At 42.7% G+C, this 23,176-nt stretch carries 23 protein-coding genes; 19 read left to right on the forward strand and 4 right to left on the reverse strand.

Features of this window, described 5'->3' with window-relative positions; genetic code table 11:
- The 3 genes from BG260_RS14155 to BG260_RS07340 form a co-directional block, all read left to right on the forward strand.
- Positions 1–768, forward strand: a 768-nt coding sequence (locus BG260_RS14155; protein ID WP_408005554.1) for a PilN domain-containing protein, incomplete at its 5' end; no start/stop codon positions are given.
- Positions 769–780: 12 nt separating this feature from the next.
- Positions 781–1,635, forward strand: a complete 855-nt coding sequence (gene pilO, locus BG260_RS07335) for a type 4a pilus biogenesis protein PilO (RefSeq protein WP_069131317.1) — start codon at positions 781–783, stop codon at positions 1,633–1,635.
- A 17-nt stretch (positions 1,636–1,652) separates the two neighbouring features.
- Complete coding sequence (locus tag BG260_RS07340; RefSeq protein ID WP_245683923.1) at positions 1,653–3,530, forward strand: type II and III secretion system protein; 1,878 nt, start codon at positions 1,653–1,655, stop codon at positions 3,528–3,530.
- A 61-nt stretch (positions 3,531–3,591) separates the two neighbouring features.
- On the opposite strand, the gene BG260_RS07345 is transcribed toward BG260_RS07340, so the two are convergent.
- Positions 3,592–4,401, reverse strand: a complete 810-nt coding sequence (locus BG260_RS07345; RefSeq protein WP_069131319.1) for an alpha/beta fold hydrolase — start codon at positions 4,399–4,401, stop codon at positions 3,592–3,594.
- A gap of 252 nt (positions 4,402–4,653) precedes the next feature.
- On the opposite strand from BG260_RS07345, the gene BG260_RS07350 reads away from it, so the two are divergent.
- Both BG260_RS07350 and BG260_RS07355 read left to right on the forward strand, forming a co-directional pair.
- The gene (locus tag BG260_RS07350) at positions 4,654–5,448 is read left to right on the forward strand and encodes a lysophospholipid acyltransferase family protein (protein ID WP_069131320.1); all 795 of its coding nucleotides are present in this window, start codon (positions 4,654–4,656) and stop codon (positions 5,446–5,448) included.
- Between the two features lie 4 nt (positions 5,449–5,452).
- Complete coding sequence (locus BG260_RS07355) at positions 5,453–7,045, forward strand: VTT domain-containing protein (protein WP_069131321.1); 1,593 nt, start codon at positions 5,453–5,455, stop codon at positions 7,043–7,045.
- Positions 7,046–7,077: 32 nt separating this feature from the next.
- On the opposite strand, the gene tadA is transcribed toward BG260_RS07355, so the two are convergent.
- The gene (gene tadA, locus BG260_RS07360) at positions 7,078–7,557 is read right to left on the reverse strand and encodes a tRNA adenosine(34) deaminase TadA (protein ID WP_069131322.1); all 480 of its coding nucleotides are present in this window, start codon (positions 7,555–7,557) and stop codon (positions 7,078–7,080) included.
- 73 nt (positions 7,558–7,630) lie between these two features.
- On the opposite strand from tadA, the gene BG260_RS07365 reads away from it, so the two are divergent.
- The 13 genes from BG260_RS07365 (at position 7,631) to BG260_RS07425 (ending at position 19,883) form a co-directional block, all read left to right on the forward strand.
- On the forward strand, positions 7,631–8,179 hold the full coding sequence (locus BG260_RS07365) for an adenine phosphoribosyltransferase (protein ID WP_069131323.1): 549 nt from the start codon (positions 7,631–7,633) through the stop codon (positions 8,177–8,179).
- 63 nt (positions 8,180–8,242) lie between these two features.
- Entirely contained in the window at positions 8,243–8,692 is a 450-nt protein-coding gene (locus BG260_RS07370; RefSeq protein ID WP_069131324.1) for a hypothetical protein, read from the forward strand.
- Positions 8,693–8,704: 12 nt separating this feature from the next.
- Complete coding sequence (locus BG260_RS07375; protein WP_069131325.1) at positions 8,705–9,925, forward strand: hypothetical protein; 1,221 nt, start codon at positions 8,705–8,707, stop codon at positions 9,923–9,925.
- A gap of 299 nt (positions 9,926–10,224) precedes the next feature.
- Entirely contained in the window at positions 10,225–11,685 is a 1,461-nt protein-coding gene (trpE, locus tag BG260_RS07380) for an anthranilate synthase component I (protein ID WP_069131326.1), read from the forward strand.
- 38 nt (positions 11,686–11,723) lie between these two features.
- A complete protein-coding gene (gene trpS / locus BG260_RS07385; RefSeq protein ID WP_069131327.1) occupies positions 11,724–12,719 on the forward strand; it encodes a tryptophan--tRNA ligase in 996 nt (331 codons plus the stop codon).
- A gap of 10 nt (positions 12,720–12,729) precedes the next feature.
- Positions 12,730–13,296, forward strand: coding sequence for an anthranilate synthase component II (locus BG260_RS07390; RefSeq protein WP_069131328.1), 567 nt, complete (start codon positions 12,730–12,732; stop codon positions 13,294–13,296).
- 29 nt (positions 13,297–13,325) lie between these two features.
- Positions 13,326–14,363 (forward strand): anthranilate phosphoribosyltransferase, encoded by a 1,038-nt coding sequence (trpD, locus tag BG260_RS07395; protein WP_069131329.1) that lies wholly within the window; start codon positions 13,326–13,328, stop codon positions 14,361–14,363.
- The gene (gene trpC / locus BG260_RS07400) at positions 14,363–15,157 is read left to right on the forward strand and encodes an indole-3-glycerol phosphate synthase TrpC (RefSeq protein WP_069131330.1); all 795 of its coding nucleotides are present in this window, start codon (positions 14,363–14,365) and stop codon (positions 15,155–15,157) included. The genes trpD and trpC overlap by 1 nt, the downstream gene beginning before the upstream one ends.
- Positions 15,158–15,172: 15 nt before the next feature.
- The gene (locus BG260_RS07405) at positions 15,173–15,838 is read left to right on the forward strand and encodes a phosphoribosylanthranilate isomerase (protein ID WP_069131331.1); all 666 of its coding nucleotides are present in this window, start codon (positions 15,173–15,175) and stop codon (positions 15,836–15,838) included.
- Positions 15,839–15,923: 85 nt separating this feature from the next.
- On the forward strand, positions 15,924–17,111 hold the full coding sequence (gene trpB / locus BG260_RS07410; RefSeq protein WP_069131332.1) for a tryptophan synthase subunit beta: 1,188 nt from the start codon (positions 15,924–15,926) through the stop codon (positions 17,109–17,111).
- Positions 17,112–17,157: 46 nt separating this feature from the next.
- Entirely contained in the window at positions 17,158–17,970 is an 813-nt protein-coding gene (gene trpA, locus BG260_RS07415; protein WP_069131333.1) for a tryptophan synthase subunit alpha, read from the forward strand.
- A gap of 29 nt (positions 17,971–17,999) precedes the next feature.
- On the forward strand, positions 18,000–19,082 hold the full coding sequence (locus BG260_RS07420) for a DUF4837 family protein (RefSeq protein ID WP_069131334.1): 1,083 nt from the start codon (positions 18,000–18,002) through the stop codon (positions 19,080–19,082).
- Between the two features lie 18 nt (positions 19,083–19,100).
- Positions 19,101–19,883, forward strand: coding sequence for a methyltransferase (locus BG260_RS07425; RefSeq protein ID WP_069131335.1), 783 nt, complete (start codon positions 19,101–19,103; stop codon positions 19,881–19,883).
- A 5-nt stretch (positions 19,884–19,888) separates the two neighbouring features.
- On the opposite strand, the gene BG260_RS07430 is transcribed toward BG260_RS07425, so the two are convergent.
- Positions 19,889–20,845, reverse strand: coding sequence for a phosphoribosylaminoimidazolesuccinocarboxamide synthase (locus BG260_RS07430; protein WP_069131336.1), 957 nt, complete (start codon positions 20,843–20,845; stop codon positions 19,889–19,891).
- Positions 20,846–20,854: 9 nt separating this feature from the next.
- Positions 20,855–21,880 carry a LacI family DNA-binding transcriptional regulator gene (locus tag BG260_RS07435; protein WP_069131337.1) on the reverse strand — a complete coding sequence of 342 codons (1,026 nt, stop codon included), beginning with the start codon at positions 21,878–21,880 and terminating at the stop codon, positions 20,855–20,857.
- A gap of 170 nt (positions 21,881–22,050) precedes the next feature.
- On the opposite strand from BG260_RS07435, the gene BG260_RS07440 reads away from it, so the two are divergent.
- The gene (locus BG260_RS07440) at positions 22,051–23,022 is read left to right on the forward strand and encodes a phytoene/squalene synthase family protein (protein ID WP_083750161.1); all 972 of its coding nucleotides are present in this window, start codon (positions 22,051–22,053) and stop codon (positions 23,020–23,022) included.
- Positions 23,023–23,176: the final 154 nt, after the last annotated feature.

Here is a 23,176-nt window from a genome sequence, read left to right on the forward strand (position 1 = left end):
ACGGTTGGTGAGGATGCTACAGATTTTTTCAGGAAAAATTTCCCTGATCTAAAAGTTGATAATTTCAAATTTAACCCGGATCTGTTTAGCTGTGAAAACAGCTTGAAAGAGATTGTACCGGGTTACACTACGGCCATTGGTATCGCCTCTCTGGCTGCCGGAATTGGAAGAAAACAAGTACCTGAAATCACCTTTCTTCCGGAATATATTTCGGATCGACAGAAATTTTTTAAACTGCAGTGGCACGGTTTTATTTTACTGATATTAATCGGTGCAAGCCCGGTTGTATTGAACCATTACTACATGCAGTATTCTGAGCAGATCAGTCAGCTTGAACAGGATAATAGCCGACTGCAGACAGATATCCGATCAATACAGCCATTGGTTGAAGAGTCTGAAGATTTGACGATGCAGCTTGGACAGATGCAGAATCAGCTTGAGCTGTTAGGAGATCTAAGTGCAGAAAATATTCGATGGTCTGTGACTATCGATAAATTCAATCAAGCTGCCGAGAGTGTTGGCGGACTTTGGATTAACAGCTTCAGACAAAATAATGATGTGATTATGGTGGATGGATATTCTCTCTACAGAGATCGGATTCCACAACTGGCCAATCAGTTTGATGCAGTGACGCTGCTCTCTGTAAGGAGAGAGGAAGTACGGGAGCGGGAGGTGTTCTATTTCAATATGATGATTCGATCCGTCATTGAAGATGATAGTGAATTTACTCCCGATAATGTTCGAAGTCTTAATGAATTAATCAATTAACCGGTAACAAATATGTCCTACGGTCTTCGGAACACACTCATTCTTTTGTTTGCCTTGCTGGTGATTAATGGAGGTGGATTTGCCTACATGCACTTTTTCCAGAAAGCAGAAATTGAAGAGCTAGAACAGCGAAAGGAGGGATTGGAACGCGACTATCAGCAGGATGTAGAGACTGCCGAACTGGTTCCCATGCTCAGGGAACAGTTTGAAGAAGCTACATCAATCATAGAAAATTTTGACAAAACAATCTTCTCCAATAATAACGCTGATGAAATTTTTCGATACCTGTCTTTGATCAATGAAGGAGCGAATGTCAACTTCAACTTTACCTTTCGCGATTCAACCAGTTCTGAGCAGTATGGTGTCATCAGTTCAGAAATTAATGGCGCAGGACCGTACAGAAATGTGGTTCGTTTCATCAACGCGATTGAATACAGCGAGCCGGTACAAAAAATTAACAATATTTCGATCAGCCCGTCTGGTGAAGCAGATGGATATCAGAATGTGAACTTCACCTTTAACTTACAGAGTCATTACGACAGAGTGAATGTGTTCGATAATAATAACAGAACGCCCGATATCGCATTTCGTTCAAATAGTTCCAATCACAATCCATTCTTTCCACTCATAAGGAACATTCCGCCCAACGAAGACGGACTTCCAAATGTGGAACAGAGCAGGATCGTGGGGCTTACAAGCAACGCTATTTACATGATGGATCAGACCGGAAGGATGAATACTCTGAGGGTGAACGACAGGGTATACCTGGGCCGGTTGGAACGAATCAACATGCAACAAGGATCGGCCTCTTTCAGGCTCAATAAAGGTGGAATTATCGAAGTGGTAACACTGGAGGTACAACGATGAAATTAATCCAAAAAACAATGAAAAGCACGAAAATAGCAGCCTTTTTGATGACACTTTTCATCGCTTCCGTGGCGGTTGAATTTGTTTCTGCACAGGATCGTATCCCCAGAGAGTACACCAACCCTGATGAGATGATCGCTTTTGATCGCAGGACAACTTTTCCTGAAGCCATTGATGTGCTCAACCAGTTTGCCCAGGATTTTGAAGGGAAATTTATTATCGATAGAACCGGATATACGGGACAGATTGGCGTAACACTGCCCGCCATGCACTGGCGCGAAGCTCTTGATTATATTTTACGCGTACAGAAATTTGTGGCATTTGAGGAGGCAGATCTCTATGAAATTGTAACTCAGGCTGAGGCTGATGCCCAACAGGAGGTAGAGCGTCGGGGCACAACAGGACAGCAACCCGGCCAACAGACAGGGCCTGCTGCATTAGATGGAATTCAAATCAACACGGGAACCCGCGAGGTACGTATTAATGCTACATTTTTTGAAGGCAGTAAACGTGCTCTTCGCGAAATCGGTGTGGATTGGTCTACATTGACAAGCGGCGTACCGGAAAATCTCTCTGACCTGGTTAACCAGGATGGAGGCGGTGGAGGCGGATCTTCAGACGGTCAATTTCCGACTTCTGAGTTTGAAAGCAGTTTTGTGAACATTAATTCCCGTGGAGCCCAGAATGTGTCACAAAATGTGTTTAATTCAATTGTAAACTTTGGAGAAGTTGGTAATAGCGGAATTGAAGTGCAGGCACTTTTCAGTGCATTTGAAGCCGACAACCTTGGGCAAATTCTTGCAACTCCCTCAGTGAAAGTGATGAACGGGGAACCGGGCCGCATACAGGTGGGTGAGGATTTTTCCATTAAACAGCGAGATTTTGCAGGTAATGTTACCGACCAGTTTTTTAGCACAGGTACAATTCTTGAAGTGACTCCCCAGATTGTGGAATATGCGGATACGACTCTCATCTATTTGGAAATACAGGCCGAGCGGTCTTCTGCTCAACCGGATCCTGTAAGTACCGTAATCAGTAAGCAGCAAGCAGAAACACACGCGTTGCTTCTTGATGGCGAAAGCACAGTGATTGCAGGACTGTATCGAACCGAAGAAGCCAGGGTCAGAAGAGGTATTCCGATTCTGAAAGATTTGCCGGGATGGTTTTTTGGGTTGAAGTATCTGTTTGGGTACAACTCATCAGATGTCATTGAAAATGAGCTGATTATTCTGTTGCAGGCTGAACTGGAAGAGTCCGTACCGGAAAGGTTTGCTAAACGATTCAGCTCACAGCAAGAGCTGGTTGATAATGCCCAGGAAAGGCACAGAAACCGATTTGAATATATCAGTCCGAATTCACCCTCATATGGAATTGCGAGTGATAATGAACTAAGATACTCAGAAACGAATCACGCAGAATCTGAGAATGAAGTTATTACAAACGGTTTGGAAGTAGTCGAAGAACAAGTTGAACTAAGTACAACACCACAGACCGTTGATCGTGAAGAGATCGATCGATTGAAAGCACAGCTTGAAGCCAGACAACTTCAGGAAGGTAACGTAAACCGAAGAGATCTCTCCGAATACAAGGGTGAGTGGAGAGAAGTAGAGATGGAGAATATGAACGGGGATTACAGTAATCTTAACTTCTATGTGATCGGGGGATCGTTTATTGTAAAATCCAATGCAGACAGATTGTATGATCGATTTCTTGAACAGGGATACGATGCACACATGCTCTTCAACCCTGCTACTGATTACTATTTTGTTGCTTACCGTGGCTTCGAAGATCCGGATGATGCTATCTCCTATACGCGTGAAATTCAAAGCTCAGTACAAGCAGAAGCTTGGCTGTCGAGAATTATTCGTGAGGAGCGATTAACTCCGGGCAGATAGGTAATATTTGCGAACTTTAAGAAAACCTGTTGGGGTGAAAACCCTGACAGGTTTTTTTGTTTCAGGATTCGACTTTCTTTAAGTCACTTTGACGATGTAAATACTCGAGTGTGATTTGATTGAACTCATCGGGTTTATCAACATTCACCACGTGGCCACTTCCCTCAACAACAACCAGTTCGCTGTGTTTAAATTCCTGAATCATTTTCCGAACCGGGGGTAAAAACATGTGATCCTCTTCACCCATAATATAAAGAGTAGGGGCTTCCATCTCTTTCTCTTTAAAGTAGCGTAAAAGAGGGTTCACATCATATGTGAGCCGAAACCATTTCAAAAACTCTTTTCGTGCTAAATTTTTAGCATCTTTTACAAAAAGTGACCTGGACTCCTCATGATTTTTTTTCGGCATGATAATCCATGCGAAAAGCTTATAGAGCCAGATAAAAGGAACCACTTTTTTGAAGGTATGGCCGAGCCAGACCAGTACACGGCTCCTGACATCGAGACGGGTGATAGCACCGCACATTACCGCAGATTTTACCACATCAGGATTAATTTCTGCAATGGTGCGTATAATAATTGTTCCTAATGAAACACCGACAAAATGAGCTTTCTGAATATTTTCCTGTTTCAGAACCTCCAGTACATCGTAGCTGACGGTTTTAAATGTGTATTTCTCTTTGTAGTACTTTTTCATCGTACTCATCTCTTTAGACTTTCCGTGTCCGCGGAGATCCACAAGCAGCACATTAAATTCATCTTTATACGCCTTTAGCTGGCGAAACCAGATGGATGATGATCCACCGGCACCATGCACAAAGACAACCCAGTCTTTGTCTTCTCCGTTAAAAAATGATTTACTGTATAACATTGCTAAGATGGCGTAATAATCTCTATATGATCCGTTTACTGAACGTCTAAAAATACGAATAAGATCCTCACTTCTAAGAAAATGTTTGATCCGTCAAATTCATTCAATGTGGGATTGACTTTAAGCAATGTTTGGTTAACCATTACATATGTGCGGTTTGAAGCCCCACTGATACGGAAAAAATCAATATGGGTATCGCATCAGACAGTAAATCATATTGCAATGCGAGTGTAGAAAGAGTTATTTTCTCGCATGGATTTACTGAGAGCACTTTTTAAAACATTTCTCACGATTCTTGCAACGCTGGTTCTCTACAGCTGTTTTGCGATTGGATATTTCTTTTTAAAACTATTTGGAAAAGAGACCGGCCGATGGCGTAATCTCTGGCTGAGGCAGTGGGGAACATGGATATGCCGGATTCTCTCCATAAAAGTACACATGGAAGGAAAACCACCGGAACCGCCATTTTTTCTTGTCAGTAATCATCTCAGCTACGTTGATATCATGGTCTATTTTAAGCTCCTGGACACCTCGTTTGTAGCAAAGTCTGAGATCAAACAGTGGCCGGTGATTGGATATATGGCAAAAACCCTTGAAGTAATATTTATCGATCGAACCAGGCGGTCTGATGTAACCAGGGTGAATCATGAGGTTGCGCGTCAAATCGACGATCACAAAGGAGTCGTTTTATTTCCGGAAGGGACCACCTCAAGCGGGGATGATATTCTGCCATTTAAAGCATCCATTTTGGAGCATCCGGCGTCCGGTAATATGCCGGTACACTACGCTTGTATTTCATACGAAACCGGACCTTCCGATCAACCTGCACGTGAATCTGTCTGTTGGTGGGGAGACAGTCCATTTGGAGCGCACTTTTTAAATTTTGCCAAGAATCGTTCTGTTGATGCACACGTTTGTTTTGGAGAGACGTGCATTTCGAATAGCGATCGAAAGGAGTTGGCTTTAGATCTGTATGAAAAGGTAAGTCTCCTGCAAAAGAAGATGGATCAGGTTGATAAGGTGAATCAAAAGGTTGTGGAAGAGTGATTTGATGAGCAGTAAGAAACAAATAGTATTTTATAGTTTTCTGATTTACGCTTTTCTGCTTTCTGGATCGTGGCTTGTTCAGACTTTATACCCTACAGTTGAGAAACCGGGTAAGTATGAGAAGCAGATCGAAGTTACTAACCGGGGGGAGAACTGGGTAGTAAGTTATCATGATGTTTGTAAACTGAATTGTAGTGATAGTTCTGTATTGGTGATGATTCCGGATGTCTATTTTGATACGGAGGCGGTTCTGCCGCTTGCTGAATATTTAAGTGATTCGATTCGTGTTATCATCCCTGACTTCAAATCCATTCATAAAACTGGTTTTCCGGACAGATTTACAATTTCCGGTAAGGCTGAACTAATCCGTAGTTTATTAAATCAGTTGAGTTTTGATTCTGTTCATCTTGCCGGTCATGGATATGGCGGTCTTCCGGCTGTAGAAATTGCAGTAACCGACTCGATGAATTTACCTGTTAAAAGTTTAACTCTGATCGGATCGCTGGGGGTACAGGAACTTCGGTTTCTTGGTAATCATCATGTTAATCAATCTCTCTACAGTATTGTACGTCCGCTTGTGCAATTGTATAATTATGCATTTCCACACTTTGGGTGGGCAAACCACCAACGGTTTAATCTCGACTATGTGGATACCATGCGGAGGATCGATCAGCGTGATTTTAGAGATCAGGTTTCCGGGATTGAACTGCCGGTGAAAATAATTCATGCAGAAAAAGATCCAAATGTACCGCTGATTACCGCCAAAGAGACCAACAGGCTAATTCCACAGAGCGATCTAAAGGTTATGAATCATGATCTGTCGGGGTATGAAAACGATGTAACCGGGTGGGGGAACGAAATTTTATCTTTCATATCTGAAGTCAACAGTGGCTTAGCAACTACCCGCGGTGGTGCTTCGAGTGAACGAGTTGAAAAATCAAACGAACCTTTCGACTCTGATGATGTTGAACCTCTTCACGGCAAAGCTCTTGTTATTATTATTTTGCTGATTATGACATTTACCATTTTCAGCGAGGATCTATCCGTCATTACAGCAGGGCTTCTTGCTGCAGGTGGGATCCTGCCATTCTACGTGGCCGTGCTGAGTGTCTTTATCGGCATTGTAATTGTTGATACCAATATTTATTGGCTGGGTAAAGCTGTTGGGAGTCCGATTCTAAAAAGAGCACCATTTCGTTGGATGGTCGCAGAAAATGATTTGAATCGTGCTCAAAATCTTTACGAAATGTATGGGATGGAGCTACTCTTTATTGCTCGATTTATACCGGGAGCTCGTTTTCCAACCTATTTTTCTGCCGGACTTCTAAAAACAAGCTTTAAAAAATTTCTGATCTATTTTGTGATATCCGTAGCGGTCTGGACTCCGCTTCTGGTCGGGTTAACCGTTTTGATCGGTCAACCAATGATCCACTACCTGACTGTATACCAGGATTATGCTATCTGGATTCTGCTACTGACCATCTTTCTCATTTATATGATCGTGAAGGTAGTCATACCACTGACCACGGTACGGGGTAGAAGACGATTACTTGTTAAATGGGCTCGTTTTCTGGAAACCTGGGGAGTAGGTCGATAGAGGCTTGGTTGATGAAAACGTCCCAGGAATTATTATCCTCGCTTACTTCTAAAAAATTCTTTGAGCAGATACTCACAATCAGCTTCCATAACTCCCTGAATCACCTCCAAACGGTGGTTCAAATTTCTGTTTTCTGTGATATTGAAACGTGAACCGCAACCGCCGGCCTGTTCATCCATGGCTCCAAACACCACTCTTTTTAACTTTGACCATACCGCTGCACCGCTACACATCATGCAGGGCTCCAGGGTGACATATAGAGTGCAATCACTTAAGTATTTGTTCGTAAGCGTGTCACAGGCTGCAGAGATCGCAATCATCTCGGCATGGGCTGTCGGATCATTTAACCGTTCAACCTGATTATAGCCTTTTCCTACAATAGTATTTTCGTAAACTATTACGGCCCCGACAGGTACTTCACCTTCATCAAATGCCTTTTCGGCTAAAAGAAAAGCCTGCAGCATAAATCGCTGATGAAAATTTTCAGTTTGTGTACTATTTCCATTAAACATTTGCAGCAAAATATATTATGTTTAGTGCTTTGTGTTAATATAAAAGAAATTTACGGCGAAGCGGGTATAAGGGATGTCATTAAATGATGCCAAACAATCGTTAAACAAAATCCTGAAGGAGGCTGTACGTTCAGTTTCGGATTTTCCAAAACCGGGAATTGTTTACAAAGATATCACTCCTCTGTTGAACGACAAATACCTGCTTGAGTTAACCTCCAGGCTTTTAGCGGAACCATTTAGAGGATACCGAGTGGATTATGTAGCCGGACTTGAATCGCGTGGCTTTTTATTTGGTACAAACCTTGCGCAGGATTTACATGCAGGATTTATTCCCATCAGAAAACCGAATAAATTACCGGCTGAAACCGAATCTGTTGAGTACGAACTCGAATATGGAACAGACATACTGGAAATGCATAAAGACTCTATTCAGCCCGGAGACAACGTATTGATTCATGATGACTTAATTGCAACAGGCGGTTCTGCGCTTGCTGCCACCAGACTGGTCGAAAAACTGGGAGGAAACATCATCGGGTACTCTTTTGTTATGGAAATTGAGGCGTTAAATGGTGTAGAAAATTTGGATCAAACCATACCATTTCACGCTATTTTAAGCGTTTAAGAAACAAATCTATCATAAGGTTATATAAACCAATAATCACTAAAACATCATAAACTAACTACTATGGCAAAACCAACAATTACCACACTCGCAATGTGTGTTGCACTCTTGTTTGGCGCTGCAGCCTGCGGGCCGTCGTTAGTTATTCAGAATGTGGATTACGCTCAACCTATTGAAAGCGTACTCACTCCGGATTCGAATAACGACGTACACGATCAGCGTTATGCAATTAAGTTCAACATCTCAAATTTGCTTGAAGAAGAGGGTTCTTCCTCAGCGAATGAGATTCGCCTGATTCGAAACAGTGCGGGTTACTATTTTGTAACAGCAGCCGATTTCAACAACGTATATGTATTTGAAACGGACGAAGGGGAACTGAAACTGAAAAATAAAATTGAGATTACAGCAAATGGCCTTGGTCAGCCTGCGTTCAACCAGCGCGATGGATTTATCGAATTGGTTGATCTGGCTTCAGGGAATACATACAATCTCAATCACGAAGGACGAAACTAAGAGACAAATATCATGAAGAAATCAATACAACAAACTCTATCGATTTTTGCTGCTCTCTTGTTCGTTATCAGTTCAACAGCTGTAGCTCAACAATCTGACTACCAGATACAGCAAGATTTCAGAGCAGATTACTCAGAACTTGTAAACCGGGTAGATAACGCTGTTTCTTCCGATGATCTGCAAGGGTTAAACGCAGATATTGATGCACTTGAGGCAGACTACTCTGAATACTCTTCAATTATCAATGCGGCACTATATCCAGAAACATTTTCGCAGAGAATTGAAGATTTGAGAAACCGCTACACAGCTTCAGAGCAGAATATCACTGTAATTGAGGAGCTGAATGAGCGAATCCGTGGTTTGATGGACGAACTGGACGGCTTTAGAAATCAACTTTCTGACCTGGATGAAGAACAGGCGAACCTAAAAGAGCAGCTCGACAGATCATCTGCCAATGAAAGAAGACAAGCAGCCCTGATTCGTCAATATCGCGAAAATCTGGAAACACGGGATCAGTTTGTAACCGAGTTTCTCGAAAATCTGATGACGAAGTATCAGTCTATGGATGCTGCAACTCAGTCAGAAATTGCTGATGCGGCTGAGCGAATGGAAGACAATCCAGTAGAAGTGCTGAAAACAATTATCGCCGAATACACCAATACAGCAAATCAAAGCTCTGATTTGGCTGCGGGTGACTATCTGGCCATGAGAGCTCAGCATGGATATTTTGCTGATGTGTGGGACAGAATTGGCGACCGTTTGACAAATACATTTACACCTGACTCTCCTGTTCAGGAACGCCAGGAAGTGTCTGATATGCTAGCTGCATGGCAGGCAAGTATAGACAACAAACTGTGGAATTCACTCTCAACTGCATTTAACCAGAATGGCATTGAGCTCGGGTCTTTCACAAGTGCAAGCACTTTCTTTGATGCACTTGGTATCTACGTGCGGGAGTCTTCACAGCAAGCTGTAGAATCAAACAGCGAAGAAGACTACGAAGTGTATCGTAATTTTGCCAACTTCTGGAACTCAACTGTGAAAGGACAGTGGGGAGAACTGATGATACAGGGTAATGTACTCAGTACATCAGAAATGGCAGAAATTGACGTAGAATTGGGAACCTGGGGGGAGAATGCTCCTGCAACATCTAACTTAATGTTTATCCTGTTCCTGGTAAGTTTAGCTGTAATTATCGGTCTTGTTGTTCTTCTTGTAACCAAGAAAAACTAAGTGACAGACAGATAATAAACTATTTAAAGCCGGCTCATTGATGAGTCGGCTTTTTTTATGCAAATTTGTAATGATCAGCTTAATCGAAAAGTTTTATCACATTTGTTCACAAATCTGTTGCATTTAAACAAACCAACCTATACTTTCTGCACGTATGAAAAAGCATAACGTACATATCAATTGGTGGTGGCCCGCGCGAAATATTTCGGCAGTGGAATCACTATGATTTGATTACGTTTCAGAAAGAATTATTAAACCCGCTGCCGTGTTACGGTTGCGGGTTTTTTTATTTATAGCATATGGATTTCAATCAATTTTCAGAGTTAGCCAAGCAGTATACTGCCATTCCGGTCTACAGACGGATGATGGCCGATATATTAACCCCGGTTTCACTTTTTCTATCAATTCGGGAAAAGGCGCACTACCCGTTTCTTTTTGAGTCTGTAGAGGGGGGAGAACATCTTGCCCGATACTCATTTCTGGGCAGTAATCCATACCAGGTATTGACATTCGACGGTAACCGGGTTGAACTGCAGGTAAACGATGAAAAAACAGAACTTAAAGAGAACTATTTTTCAGCACTTGAACGGCTTACAACAGAGCACAGTGAGCCAAATTTGCCTGAATTACCCCGTTTGACAGGTGGTGCTGTGGGATTTTCATCCTATGACACCGTTCGAGAGGTTGAAAATCTTCCCCATGTTCCCAAACAAGATCTGGATGTACCGGAAGCGATCTGGGCTTTCTATGATGAAGTGTATGCATTTGATCATGTAAAGCAACAGGTCATCATCATGAAGACGGTTTTTGTAGATGAATCTACTGATCTTGAAAAAGCCTATTCAGAAGCAGAATCAGCCCTGGATATAATGGAGGATAAAGCTGTAGCTGTTCCATCCAAACCGGGCTCCTTTCAACTTGATACGTCATCATTGAGCAGCAATATCACGCAGACAAAATTCCATTCCGTCGTTAACAGGGCAAAAGAGTACATCTACGAAGGGGATATTTTTCAGGTTGTCCTTTCCCAGCGGTTTGAAGTTCCGTTTGAAGGCGACAAATTCACTCTTTACAGAGCATTGAGGATGGTAAATCCATCTCCCTACCTGTTCTTTCTGGATTTTGATGAGTTTTCATTAGTAGGCTCATCACCGGAGGTATTGGTTCGAACAACGGGGAAAGAAGCACGGTTACTTCCAATTGCCGGAACCCGGCCGAGGGGAATAAATCATGAAGAAGATCTTGAGCTGGAAAAAGATCTGTTGAATGATCCGAAAGAGATTGCTGAACACATCATGCTGGTTGATTTGGGGCGAAATGATCTATCCCGGGTTTGTAAATCCGGAACTGTTAAGCTGGAAAGAAATATGGCCATTGAGCGATTTTCACACGTGATGCATATTGTATCGGATGTAATCGGAGAACTTTCGGAAGATCAATCATCCGTGGATGCCCTGATGCAGTGTTTTCCTGCCGGCACCGTTAGCGGCGCACCGAAAATTCGTGCCATGGAAATAATTGATGAACTGGAGCCAACCAAACGTGGACCCTATGCCGGAGCTGTCGGTTATTTCGATTTTTCCGGCAACATGGATACCTGCATTGCAATTCGTACCATGCTGGTAACCAATGGATCCGTTTTCATTCAGGCAGGTGCGGGGATCGTGGCAGACAGTGAACCGGATAAGGAGTTTGAAGAGACCAAAAATAAAGCCGGTGCGCTAATTGAAGCGCTAAACGTTGCACTGAATATCACTTAATCTAAACGTAAAGAGACTAAAAGAACGAAACGAATACGATGACAAAAAAGAAAACGATTCTCTCCGGAATTCAACCATCAGGTAAACTGCATATCGGGAATTACTTTGGTGCGATGAGACAGCACATCGCCATGCAGGAGGAGGGAGATTCCTTCTACTTTTTGGCCAATTATCACTCACTTACTTCTCTGAACGACGGACAACTTCTTGAGGAGTACACAAAAGATGTAGTGCTTGATTACCTGGCATTAGGGCTAGATCCCAATAAATGTACATTTTTTGCCCAGTCGGATGTTCCGCAAACTACCGAACTGGCATGGATTCTCGGATGCCTGACTCCGGTTTCCTTAATGGAGAAAGGAGTGGCGTACAAAGATAAAATCGCGAACGGATTGAACCCGAATATCGGTCTGTTTACCTATCCAATTCTACAAGCTGCGGATATTTTAATCTACCACTCTGATCTGGTTCCGGTCGGTGAAGATCAGAAACAGAACATTGAAATTGCACGTGATCTGGCCGGAAAATTGAATCGGGCATATGACGAGGAACTGCTTAAGATTCCGGAAGAGTATATCGTAAAAAGTGTGGCAACAGTTCCGGGAATTGATGGACGTAAGATGAGTAAATCGTACGACAATACGATTAATATCTTTGATGAAGGGAAATCACTTAAGAAGCGGGTGATGTCTATCGAAACGGACTCCACGGCTTTGGAAGAGCCCAAAAACCCCGATTCATGCAACGTATTTTCACTCATCAAACTATTTGCAGATGAAAATCGACAGCATGAAGTGGCTCAAAAATATAGGGCCGGCGGATACGGCTACGGTCACGCCAAAAAAGAGCTTCTTGGATTGATTCAGGACTATTTTGCCGATGCACGAGATCGCAGAAAAGAGTTGGAAAATGATATGGATTATGTTCACGATGTACTCAGGGAAGGCGGTAAAAAAGCGCGTGAACGTGCTGAAGAGGTCATGGAACCGATTCGGTCCGTTACAGGTTTGTTCAGAAGCTTTAACTACGAATGATTACTGAGCAATGATACTAATTATCGACAATTACGACTCTTTTACTTACAACCTGGTCCACATTGTGGCTTCGGCTACTGACAACTACAAAGTGGTTCGGAATGATGTAATGAGTGTAGAGGAGATTAAATGCCTGAACCCAAGTAAAATATTGATTTCCCCCGGACCCGGTCGACCGGAAAATGCAGGTGTTACAGAACAGGTGATACGGATTTTAGGGAAAGAGATTCCGATTCTGGGAGTTTGTCTGGGACATCAGGCAATCGGTAATGTATTTGGCGCAAAGGTTGTACACGCACCCAGCTTGATGCACGGTAAAACCTCACAAATACATCACGACGGCAAAACCGTTTTTGATAAAGTAGATGATGCATTTACTGCAACCCGATACCACTCACTTGCACTGGATTCAACCACCATACCGGATGTACTGGAAGTGAGTGCACGGACAGATGATGAAGTCATCATGGGGGTGAGGCATAAAGAGTATCCAATTGAAGGTATCCAATTCCATCCGGAAAGTATCTTAACAACGGAAGGACCGAAAATTGTAAAGAACTGGATCCGTCAGAACTAAGTATTGAATCATATAAACGGTAAAATATTTTGAGCAAAGAGTTTACATACTATTTAGAGAAAATTTCTATCAGTGAAAACCTGGAGACAGATGAGGCATCTTCTGCCTTGAACCTGATACTGAAAGGTGAAGTATCTGACGCCGAAATTGCCGCGTTTTTGATGGGCATGCGGAGTAAAGGAGAGACGGTGGGTGAATTAACCGCTTTTGTAGAAGTGATGCGAAAGGAGTCTGTCCCGGTTGAAGTAAACAGCGATGGAGCCGTTGATCTTTGTGGAACGGGAGGCGACAAATCCGGAACATTTAATATTTCAACAGCAGCCATGTTTGTTGTTGCAGGAGCGGGTGTGCCGGTCTTAAAGCATGGAAATCGAAGTGTTTCGAGCAAGAGTGGCAGTTATGATGTACTTGAGGAGCTAGGAGCTGTACCCAATTTGCAAAAAGCGGGCGTGGAAAAGATGTTTGATGAAACCGGAATGGCCTTTATGTTTGCTCCCAATTTTCATCCTGCCATGAAATACGTGATGCCGGCAAGAAGGTCACTGAAAATGAGAACATTCTTCAATATGCTGGGGCCGCTTTTAAACCCTGCAGATGTTAAAAGCCAGGTAATCGGCGCATTTAGCCGCGAAGCTGCATCTATGATGGCTCAAATACTCGCAAATCTCGATACTGAACGCGCCTACACCCTGAACGCTCATGATGGGCTGGATGAAGTCTCTCTGACAAGCCAGAGCGAAATTTTTGAACTTCAATCAAACCTCACCAACGGTTCCGTAACATTTGATCCTGAATCGTTGAATTATCAAAAGGAGAGTATGGAATCTCTTATGGGGGGCGATGCTAAAAAGAATGCTTCAATCATCAAGAACATTATGGATGGCGAAGCAACCCGGGCACAGCAGAATATCGTAACGCTGAATGCGGCATTTGCCATACATGCTGCCGGAGCATCAGATTCACTTCAAGATGCCAATCAAAAAGCGATAAAGAGCATTGAGACGGGCGAGGCGAGTCGAAAACTGGATGAATTTATTACTGTATCTCAAAAATTATCTCAAATCTGATGGTATCCATTCTGAATCGAATCACTGAACAGACTTTAGAGGATCTCAAGAAAAAGAGACGCAGGGTATCAATGCGCGATTTTGAAAGTTTTCCACGGTTTGAAAAACCACGGAAGCTGATGAGTGATGCACTTTCTGACAGTGAGTCTGTATCGATCATTGCTGAAGTGAAAAAAGCTTCTCCCTCAAAAGGAGTGATACGAGACGATTTTGATCCTGAGAAAATTGCAGATCGGTACATCGAATCAGGGGCATCGGCTATCTCTGTACTTACAGATGAACCCTTTTTTCAGGGATCTCTTGACTACCTGGAGAAAATCTCTGATTTGAGTCCCATACCTGTATTAAGAAAGGATTTTATTTTAGACCCGTATCAGATAAAAGAGGCGAGAGCGAGTGGTGCAGATGCCATACTTTTAATCGCAACGATCTATGAAGGCAATCAACTTTCCGAGTTATTGGCTGCAACCAAAGAATTTGGTTTACAGGCGTTGGTTGAGTGTTATCATGAAGAAGAAGTTGAGTCCATGAATTGGGATCAGATTGAGATTCTGGGCGTGAATAACCGTAACTTAAACACGTTTGAAGTGGATCTTCATCGAGGTATTGAGCTACTGAATCGGGCACCGGAAAACATTATAAAAGTTTCGGAAAGCGGCATTCACAAACGAGAAGATATTTCCCATTTGAAGAAAAAAGGCATACATGCTGCTCTGATCGGTGAACATTTAATGAAACAGCACGATCCGGGTAAAGCATTGAAAGAACTCCTGAACAAAGAACAGAAATTTTAGAAAACAAATCAGTTCATGTTTGCAGAACCAGAAAACAGAACAAAAGTAAAAATTTGCGGATTAACCACGTTAGAGGATGCACGATTTGTGTCAGGTGCGCTGGCAGATTTTCTTGGTTTTATTTTTTATCCGGAGAGCCCGCGCTATGTTGACCCTGCAAAAGCAGGTGCTATTATTAACTGGCTTGAAGGGCCGGGGAAAGTTGGTGTTTTTGTAAATCAGCCGCTCGATGATGTGAACAGTATCGCTAAACAGACCGGAGTGGACTATGTGCAGCTTCACGGTAATGAGTCGCCCGACTACTGCAGCTTAGTTGAAAAACCGGTTATAAAAGCATTTCATATAGACGAAGATACAGATCCGGCGGATCTTGAGAACTCCATCGAGTCATATTTGAATGAGATTGAGTTCATTCTATTTGATACCAAAAGTGAAACAGAGTGGGGCGGGACGGGCAAATCTTTTGATTGGAAAATATTGGAGAATATCACTCACGATAAACCATTTTTCCTTTCCGGAGGGTTAAAGACGGAGAATGTTCGTAAAGCCATTGATGCTGTTCAGCCTTACGCCGTGGATCTCTCAAGCAGTCTCGAGGATTCTCCCGGTTTAAAAGATTTTGATAAGATTGAACGCTTCTTTGATGAAATGCGTGAGATTTGGGAGGAGCAGGAACTTTAAAGCATCATGTTTGGGATTGTTGACAAACCGATTGATGGATCCCGCTGCTAATTATTGACTTTATAAGAATTGACAGGCTAAGATTATGAAATACACAGCCCCAACAAAAGAAGGATATTTTGGGAAGTTTGGCGGTAAGTTTGTTCCGGAAATTTTAATTCCTGCCCTTGAGGAATTAGAAGCTGCCTATGAAGAAACTCTGGACGACCCGGTTTTTCAAAAGGAGTATCACGATTTACTACGCGAATATGTTGGAAGACCGACAAAATTGACCTATGCGAACCGGTTGACAGATCACTATGGAAAAGCAAAAATTTATTTTAAACGTGAGGATTTGTGTCATACCGGAGCTCATAAAATCAACAACGCAATTGGGCAGCTTCTTTTGGCAAGAAAAATGGGTAAATCCAGAATTATTGCCGAAACCGGAGCCGGGCAACACGGAGTAGCGACGGCAACTGCTTGTGCAAAGTTCGGCTTTGACTGTGTTATATACATGGGTGCTGAGGATATGGAGCGCCAAAAATTGAATGTTGAACGAATGAGGCTTCTGGGCGCTGAAGTTCGCGGTGTACACAGCGGATCGAAAACCTTGAAGGATGCCACAAATGAAGCGATCCGGGATTGGGTGACTAATGTGGAAAATACATTTTATATCATCGGATCTGTTGTGGGTCCGCATCCCTATCCAATGATGACCCGAAATTTTCATCGCGTGATTGGGGAGGAGACCGGTGAACAGATACGAAAATCAGAAGGGAGAGACCCTGATTATCTGATTGCCTGCGTTGGCGGTGGAAGTAATGCCATAGGTTTTTTCTATCCATTTATCGAAAATGACATGGTAAAAATGATCGGTGTTGAAGCGGCGGGGCTTGGAGCAGATACCGATCAAACAGCCGCTACCATCACAAAAGGTGTTCCGGGAGTTTTACACGGTTCACTAAGCTATTTGCTGCAAAGTGAAGAAGGGCAGATTCAGCTGGCTCACTCCGTAAGTGCCGGTCTCGACTACCCAGGTATTGGCCCGGAACATGCTCATCTCCACGACTCAAAACGTGTGCATTACTACGGTGTGACGGATGAGGAGGCAATGAATGCGGTAAAATTGGTTTCAGAAAAGGAGGGGATCATTCCGGCAATTGAAACAGCACATGCTCTGGCTTTTCTTGAAAAGTTGATGCCAACGACTCAAAAAGATGAAATTGTAGCTGTTAACTTTTCAGGGAGAGGCGATAAAGACATGAAAACCATTTCAGACTGGTTTGCCTGAACCATGCCTTACTTTTATCAAGAATTGATACGCAAAAATTTAGAAAATGAACAATCATAACGGACGAATTACATCTCTCTTTACAAATAGAGACAAGCACGATAAGGTGATGTCTCTCTTTATAACGGCAGGATATCCAAATCTTGAAGATACGGTTGATCTTGTATTGGGATTCGAAGCAAATGGGGCTGAACTCATTGAGTTGGGGATGCCATTCAGTGATCCCCTGGCTGACGGCCCGACCATTCAGGAGGCCAGCAATGTGTCAATTCAGAACGGTATCACCATCCCGAAAATATTTGATATGGTTAAACAGATACGGGAAAAGTCTGAAATCCCGATCATCTTAATGGGGTATATCAATCCGGTGTTAAAGTATGGAGTGAAAAAGTTTTGTGAAGAGGCTTCAAAATGTGGCGTGGATGGGTTGATTATCCCGGATGCACCGCTTGAGGAGTCTGCGATATTATCTAAAGCTGCATCCAATAATAACCTGAACATGATCTACCTGGTTGCCCCAAACTCTACCGATGAACGAATGCGGAGAGTGGATGAAGAGAGCAGCGGTTTTGTTTACTGTGTATCTGTTACAGGAGTAACTGGAGCCCGTGAGGGGAATGAAGTAGCTGATTCTGTATCGATGTTTATTGACCGGGTCAATAAAAATGTGACTCAAAATCCGAAACTGGTCGGTTTTGGAATTAAAAATCACCAAGATGCGCAAGTAATTTCTAAAAAACTGGATGGGTTTATCGTGGGCAGTGCCTTAATCGATACTATTAAATCCAACTATCCCAATAACGGCTGGCAAGAAAACGTTTTTCAATTTGTTAAAGAATTGAAATATGGGAATATTTGAGCCTACAAATCAAGCATACTTAAAAAGTTATGAAAAATAGATTTTACCTGCTTCCAGTTATCCTCGTTCTATTAATTATGAATGCCTGTGAATCTGATTACAGGCCGATGTCGATCGGTCAGATTGATGAAGTGTTTGTTGTAATGGACTCCACAAAATGGGACAGTGAAACTGCACTAGCCATTGAAGAGACGTTTGGCAAAGCGATTGAGACGCTTCCTAGCTATGAGCCTACTTACCGACTCATTTTCAGGGACTTCCGGAATAATGATGAACTGGACCGACTCAGAGAACTCAAGAATATCATCTTTGCGGCTCCCATCGACGAAGAGTCGAATGTTGCCTCATTTATTCGCGCGGTGCTTAGTGATGAGGTTGAAGAGAGGGTGCGAAGCGGCGAAAGTTTCGCCTTTCCTCTTGAAGATCGCTGGGTACGTGACCAGTGGGCACTCATTTTGACATCAAACGATGATACTGAACTTTCTGAAAAAATCAGGAATTCTGAAGAGTCACTTGTCGGCCATCTGATGGATCGTGAATTTGATCGACGTATCGATGAAGTTTACCGCAGAGGAGAGCAAGTGGCTCTGAGTGATTCTCTGTGGGAAAACCACGGCTGGAGAATGCGGATTCAGCACGACTACGTGAAGACGATAGATACTACGAATGTTCAGGTGTATCGAAGGTCTTTGCCTGACAATGATCGGTGGATTCTTGCCTGGTGGAAGGATGATGTACCGACTGCCGATTTTCTGGATTATGACTGGATCAATTCTACACGAGACTCTCTGCTTCAAAAATATGTGCAGGGAACAAGAGAAGGATCATATGTAACCACAGAGTACCGTGATCCGCGTGTAGTAACCACGAAAGAGATGGAATTAGACAACCGACTAACCGGCTTTGAAACACTAGGAACGTGGCGAATGACAAATGACTTTATGGGCGGCCCCTTTGTGAATTTTTTCTATCATGATCCTGAAACAGAGCGGCTCTTTATGCTTGAATACGGCCAATTTGCTCCAAGTGTTGGGAAACGCCGTTTTGTTCGGCAGTTCAGGGCAATGGGGCGTACATTTGAATCCGATTCTACCTGGACGAACCCAAATTAAAATATTCAATCATCAAGTATGGAATTTCCCAAACAGAAAATCATTCAACGATTTTCTGAATCGGCAGATGAGTATGACCGGTCAGCCAGAATTCAAAAGTTGACTTCAGACCGCCTGGCAAATGCACTTCAGCCGTGGCAGTACTCCATTCCGGAAGGGACGATTCTTGAAGTAGGTGCCGGTACCGGTTTTCTTACAGAAAAACTTGCCGGTATGTATTCATCACGTGAAGTGCTGATTACAGATGTATCCTCCCAGATGCTGAATAAAAACAGGGAGAAACATTCCGGAAATTCCAACTTTACGTTCAAGCAGTTAGATATTGAACAAGAGGAGTGGGAAGAGGAGACGTACTCACTTATTCTATCCAACTTTTTACTCCACTGGCTCAAACATCCGGCTCAAACAGTAGCCAAAATTCTGCCGGCACTTAAACCCGGCGGTTTACTATTGATGTCATTTCCGGGGGATGATTCATTTCCTCAATGGAGAAAAAACTGTTTAGATTTAGGATTGCCCTTCACAGCCAATCCATTACCGGACCTGGAAGAGATGGTTATTAACCTTTCGATGGGGCCGGTGAAGGTTGATTATTACGAGGATCAGACGAATCTTGAATACACTTCCCTTTTTGAATTCTACAGGGAGTTGAAAAACTCAGGTTCAGGAACAAGTGTAAACGGAAAGAGGCTGAATGTTAAGCAGTTAAAATTACTGGACCGGTACTGGAGGGAGAAGAATAACGGCAAAATTAATGTGCACTATCATACCGCATTTATTGCCGTTAAACGGGACCTTTGATCGTTTTAGATATACTCTTTAAATACTTTGTCCAGATCGGAATCGATATCCCGGATCAGTTTGGGTTCAAAAGACGATCCTGTCAAAGTTTCAAACAGTTCGGAATAACGTTGATAGATACTCCATCGGAACTGGTCGGGCAGGTCCGGCAGTGTTTGTCCATCTTTTCCCTGAAAATTTTTCTCCATCAGCCATTCACGCAAAAACTCTTTTGAAAGCTGCCGCTGAGGCTCTCGTTTTTTCTGGCGCTCTTCGTATCCGTCCAGGTAAAAATATCGGGATGAATCGGACGTGTGAACTTCATCAATCAGTGTAAGTTCTCCGTTATAAAGGCCAAATTCATATTTTGTGTCTACAAGGATTAAACCTTGTTTATAGGCAACCGCAGTTCCCCGTTCGAATAGTTGAAAAGCAACGTCACGAATCTGACTCCAAAGTTTCTCCGTTACAATATTGTTTGACAAAATCTCAACTTCAGAGATATCCTCATCATGTCCCTCTGTAGCTTTTGTAGCAGGAGTAAGGATCGGCTTTTCAAACTTTTGGTGTTCAATCATGCCGTCCGGCATTCTTACACCGCAAATTTCGCGAACGCCGGAACGGTAAACTCTCCAGGCGTGTCCGGTTAAATACCCTCTGATCACCACCTCAATAGGAATAGGATCGCACTTTTTGGCAATGGTAACATTAGGATGAGGAACCTCTATGATGTGGTTTGGAACGATATCGGATACCGCATCAAACGAGAATTTTGATAGCTGATTCAGAATTTGCCCTTTAAACGGAATTGCCTGTCGCATAATGTGATCAAAAGCAGATATTCGATCGGTAACAACAATTCCAAGTGTGTTCTCATTGAGCGAATATACGTCTCTAACCTTACCCCTGTAAGGTTCTGATAATTGTGGCAATGATGTGTTGGACGTGGTAATACAGTTGGAGAGCGCCTCCTGCTGATCCATTATGAAAGATTATTTGTTCGGGTTGTTAGTTGAATTCCTTGGCACGAGTACCGGGTCAATGGTAATCTGCAGTTTATTGTCTGTTTCTCCATTGATGATCTCAGCCAATCGTTTAGTTGCTTGAACACCGATGGAGTGCATCTTCTGATCGATTGTGGTCAAATCAAGATATTTGGTAAATTTGATATTGTCGTACCCCATCAAGCCGATGTCGTCCGGCACCCGCATTCCAAGTCTGTTAAGCGCATGGTAGGCTCCAATTGCCTGCGTGTCGTTTGCGCAGAAAATGGCATCCGGAAATTCACCCATTTGGTCGTAGATGTTGATGGCTTCAAAACCGGCTTCTTCTGTAAATCCGGCATGCTTAGTACTTTCACCGGTAATGAAAAGGTGATCATGTATTGGCATTTTAAACTCTTTGAGGGCATCCAGAAATCCTTTTTCGCGTAAACTGCCTGCTTTTGTTTCCAGAGCCGGACGTATCAAACCAATTTTTTTATACCCCTGTTTTACCAAGTGTTCACCCGCTAAGAATCCACCTTTTCGATGATTGAGGTCGATATAATCATATTCCGGGTGAGAGCTGCCAATTAATACAATGGGCATTCCGGAGGCCTGAATCTGGCGGTGGATATTATCATCAATATCAATACTGATACTGATAACTGTATCAGCCGTGCCTCTGTTAAAAAAGTTTTCAATTCCCTCTTTCGGATTTTTTGAACCGGTGTTATAGATCACAATGTCGAGATCCATCGGTCCAATCTCATCCTTAACCCCTTTCAGTACCTCATTATAGTAGGGGGTAGTAAAAGATGGAACTGCAATGGCCAGCATTTGTGGTTTACGGCTGGCCAATTTTCGTGCACTTACCTGTGGTCGAAAATTGAGCTCATCAATCGCCTTTTTCACTTTCTCCTTCGTCTTTTCTGAAACGTTGGGAGAATCGTTTAATACCCTTGAAACCGTGGAAATGGCAACTCCGGCACGGTTAGCTACCTGGTATATCGTTACTTTTTTATTCTGAGGCTTCATTTGATCTTGCGTTAACAATGATAATTAACCGGTTATTGGTAATAATACGCTTAATAATTATGAGCTTAAAATAGCAGAAAAAAGAGAAGAATATGAGAAAAATTTCCTATTGAGGAACTATTTGCAGTAATGGAAGCATTGCATATACTGAATAAAATAATTAATGGCTGATGACCGGACTTCTTAAATATCCTTATTCTCTTATTCGCCCTATCTATGAACGGACGAACTTTCATAAGTCTGTTATTCAAGAATTGGATAGTGACAAACTCAGATCTGCCTATGCTCACTGCAGGGCAATAACCCGGGTACATGCAAAAACGTTTTATATGGCAACTCGTTTTTTGCCAAACCATAAGCAGAGAAGTATTTTCGCCATTTATGGATTATGTCGCTACCTCGATGATCTTGTAGATGAAGCTGAAGATCTCATCAAGCACGAGAAAATCAGTCCTTTCGATGTGCTGGAAAAATTGGAGGAGTTTAAAACCAGATTGATCGATACCTATAGGGGAGAATCGCAGGAAGATCCGATTTTAATCGCGTTCTCAGACACTCTCAACCTTTATAAAATTCCTCTCGATTTGCCTCTTCAGCTTATGGACGGTGTGATGATGGATTTAACGAAGAGTAGATACGACAATTTTGACGAGTTGTATGACTACTCCTATAAAGTAGCTTCGGTTGTTGGGTTGATGACCAGCGAAGTTTTTGGATACGATAACCCCAAAGCTGTAGAGCATGCGGTTGACCTTGGGATTGCCATGCAGCTAACCAATATTTTACGCGATGTTGGTGAAGACCTGGAACGCGATAGAATTTACCTGCCACAAGATGAACTGAAAAAGTTTGGACTCAGTGAAAGTGATCTTTTCAATCACTCTCTGAATGAAAACTTTATTGATTTCATGAAATTCCAGATTTCCCGTGCCCGGAGCTATTACGACAGTGCCGATAAAGGAATCCCGATGCTATCCAGAGATAGTCGTCTGCCTGTGTGTTTGGCGCGAGAAAACTACTCTCGAATTCTTGGTAAGATTGAGGAGAATAACTTCAATGTCTATCAGAAAAGAGCCTACCTCAACTCAACAGAAAAGCTTTCTATCGTGCCAAAAGTGATGTATACCCTCCGTTCAGCGTAAGTCTCAAATTCTTTTACTATTCATTGGAAAAGCGCTTACAAGAGCCTGAAAAATTCCTATCTTTCTGTTATTCAACAAAACCACGCGGGATGGTACACCGCAAATCTCACACCGGATTGTTCTCATACCGTTGATGATGATTTCAAACTCTGAA

The organism is Rhodohalobacter halophilus, assembly GCF_001715195.1.
GTDB lineage: Bacteria > Bacteroidota > Rhodothermia > Balneolales > Balneolaceae > Rhodohalobacter > Rhodohalobacter halophilus.

What these genes read in the sequence shown, in the direction of transcription:
- BG260_RS07440 (WP_083750161.1), top strand. Translation starts at nt 22,051, where the DNA reads ATGACCGGACTTCTTAAATATCCTTATTCTCTTATTCGCCCTATCTAT.
- trpE (WP_069131326.1), top strand. Translation starts at nt 10,225, where the DNA reads ATGGATTTCAATCAATTTTCAGAGTTAGCCAAGCAGTATACTGCCATT.
- BG260_RS07365 (WP_069131323.1), top strand. Translation starts at nt 7,631, where the DNA reads ATGTCATTAAATGATGCCAAACAATCGTTAAACAAAATCCTGAAGGAG.
- BG260_RS07430 (WP_069131336.1), bottom strand. Translation starts at nt 20,845, where the DNA reads ATGGATCAGCAGGAGGCGCTCTCCAACTGTATTACCACGTCCAACACA.
- BG260_RS07340 (WP_245683923.1), top strand. Translation starts at nt 1,653, where the DNA reads ATGAAAAGCACGAAAATAGCAGCCTTTTTGATGACACTTTTCATCGCT.
- BG260_RS07350 (WP_069131320.1), top strand. Translation starts at nt 4,654, where the DNA reads ATGGATTTACTGAGAGCACTTTTTAAAACATTTCTCACGATTCTTGCA.
- trpA (WP_069131333.1), top strand. Translation starts at nt 17,158, where the DNA reads ATGAACAATCATAACGGACGAATTACATCTCTCTTTACAAATAGAGAC.
- BG260_RS07375 (WP_069131325.1), top strand. Translation starts at nt 8,705, where the DNA reads ATGAAGAAATCAATACAACAAACTCTATCGATTTTTGCTGCTCTCTTG.
- BG260_RS07345 (WP_069131319.1), bottom strand. Translation starts at nt 4,401, where the DNA reads ATGTTATACAGTAAATCATTTTTTAACGGAGAAGACAAAGACTGGGTT.
- BG260_RS07390 (WP_069131328.1), top strand. Translation starts at nt 12,730, where the DNA reads ATGATACTAATTATCGACAATTACGACTCTTTTACTTACAACCTGGTC.
- pilO (WP_069131317.1), top strand. Translation starts at nt 781, where the DNA reads ATGTCCTACGGTCTTCGGAACACACTCATTCTTTTGTTTGCCTTGCTG.
- BG260_RS07435 (WP_069131337.1), bottom strand. Translation starts at nt 21,880, where the DNA reads ATGAAGCCTCAGAATAAAAAAGTAACGATATACCAGGTAGCTAACCGT.
- trpS (WP_069131327.1), top strand. Translation starts at nt 11,724, where the DNA reads ATGACAAAAAAGAAAACGATTCTCTCCGGAATTCAACCATCAGGTAAA.
- BG260_RS07355 (WP_069131321.1), top strand. Translation starts at nt 5,453, where the DNA reads ATGAGCAGTAAGAAACAAATAGTATTTTATAGTTTTCTGATTTACGCT.
- trpB (WP_069131332.1), top strand. Translation starts at nt 15,924, where the DNA reads ATGAAATACACAGCCCCAACAAAAGAAGGATATTTTGGGAAGTTTGGC.
- BG260_RS07420 (WP_069131334.1), top strand. Translation starts at nt 18,000, where the DNA reads ATGAAAAATAGATTTTACCTGCTTCCAGTTATCCTCGTTCTATTAATT.
- BG260_RS07425 (WP_069131335.1), top strand. Translation starts at nt 19,101, where the DNA reads ATGGAATTTCCCAAACAGAAAATCATTCAACGATTTTCTGAATCGGCA.
- BG260_RS07405 (WP_069131331.1), top strand. Translation starts at nt 15,173, where the DNA reads ATGTTTGCAGAACCAGAAAACAGAACAAAAGTAAAAATTTGCGGATTA.
- tadA (WP_069131322.1), bottom strand. Translation starts at nt 7,557, where the DNA reads ATGTTTAATGGAAATAGTACACAAACTGAAAATTTTCATCAGCGATTT.
- BG260_RS07370 (WP_069131324.1), top strand. Translation starts at nt 8,243, where the DNA reads ATGGCAAAACCAACAATTACCACACTCGCAATGTGTGTTGCACTCTTG.
- trpC (WP_069131330.1), top strand. Translation starts at nt 14,363, where the DNA reads ATGGTATCCATTCTGAATCGAATCACTGAACAGACTTTAGAGGATCTC.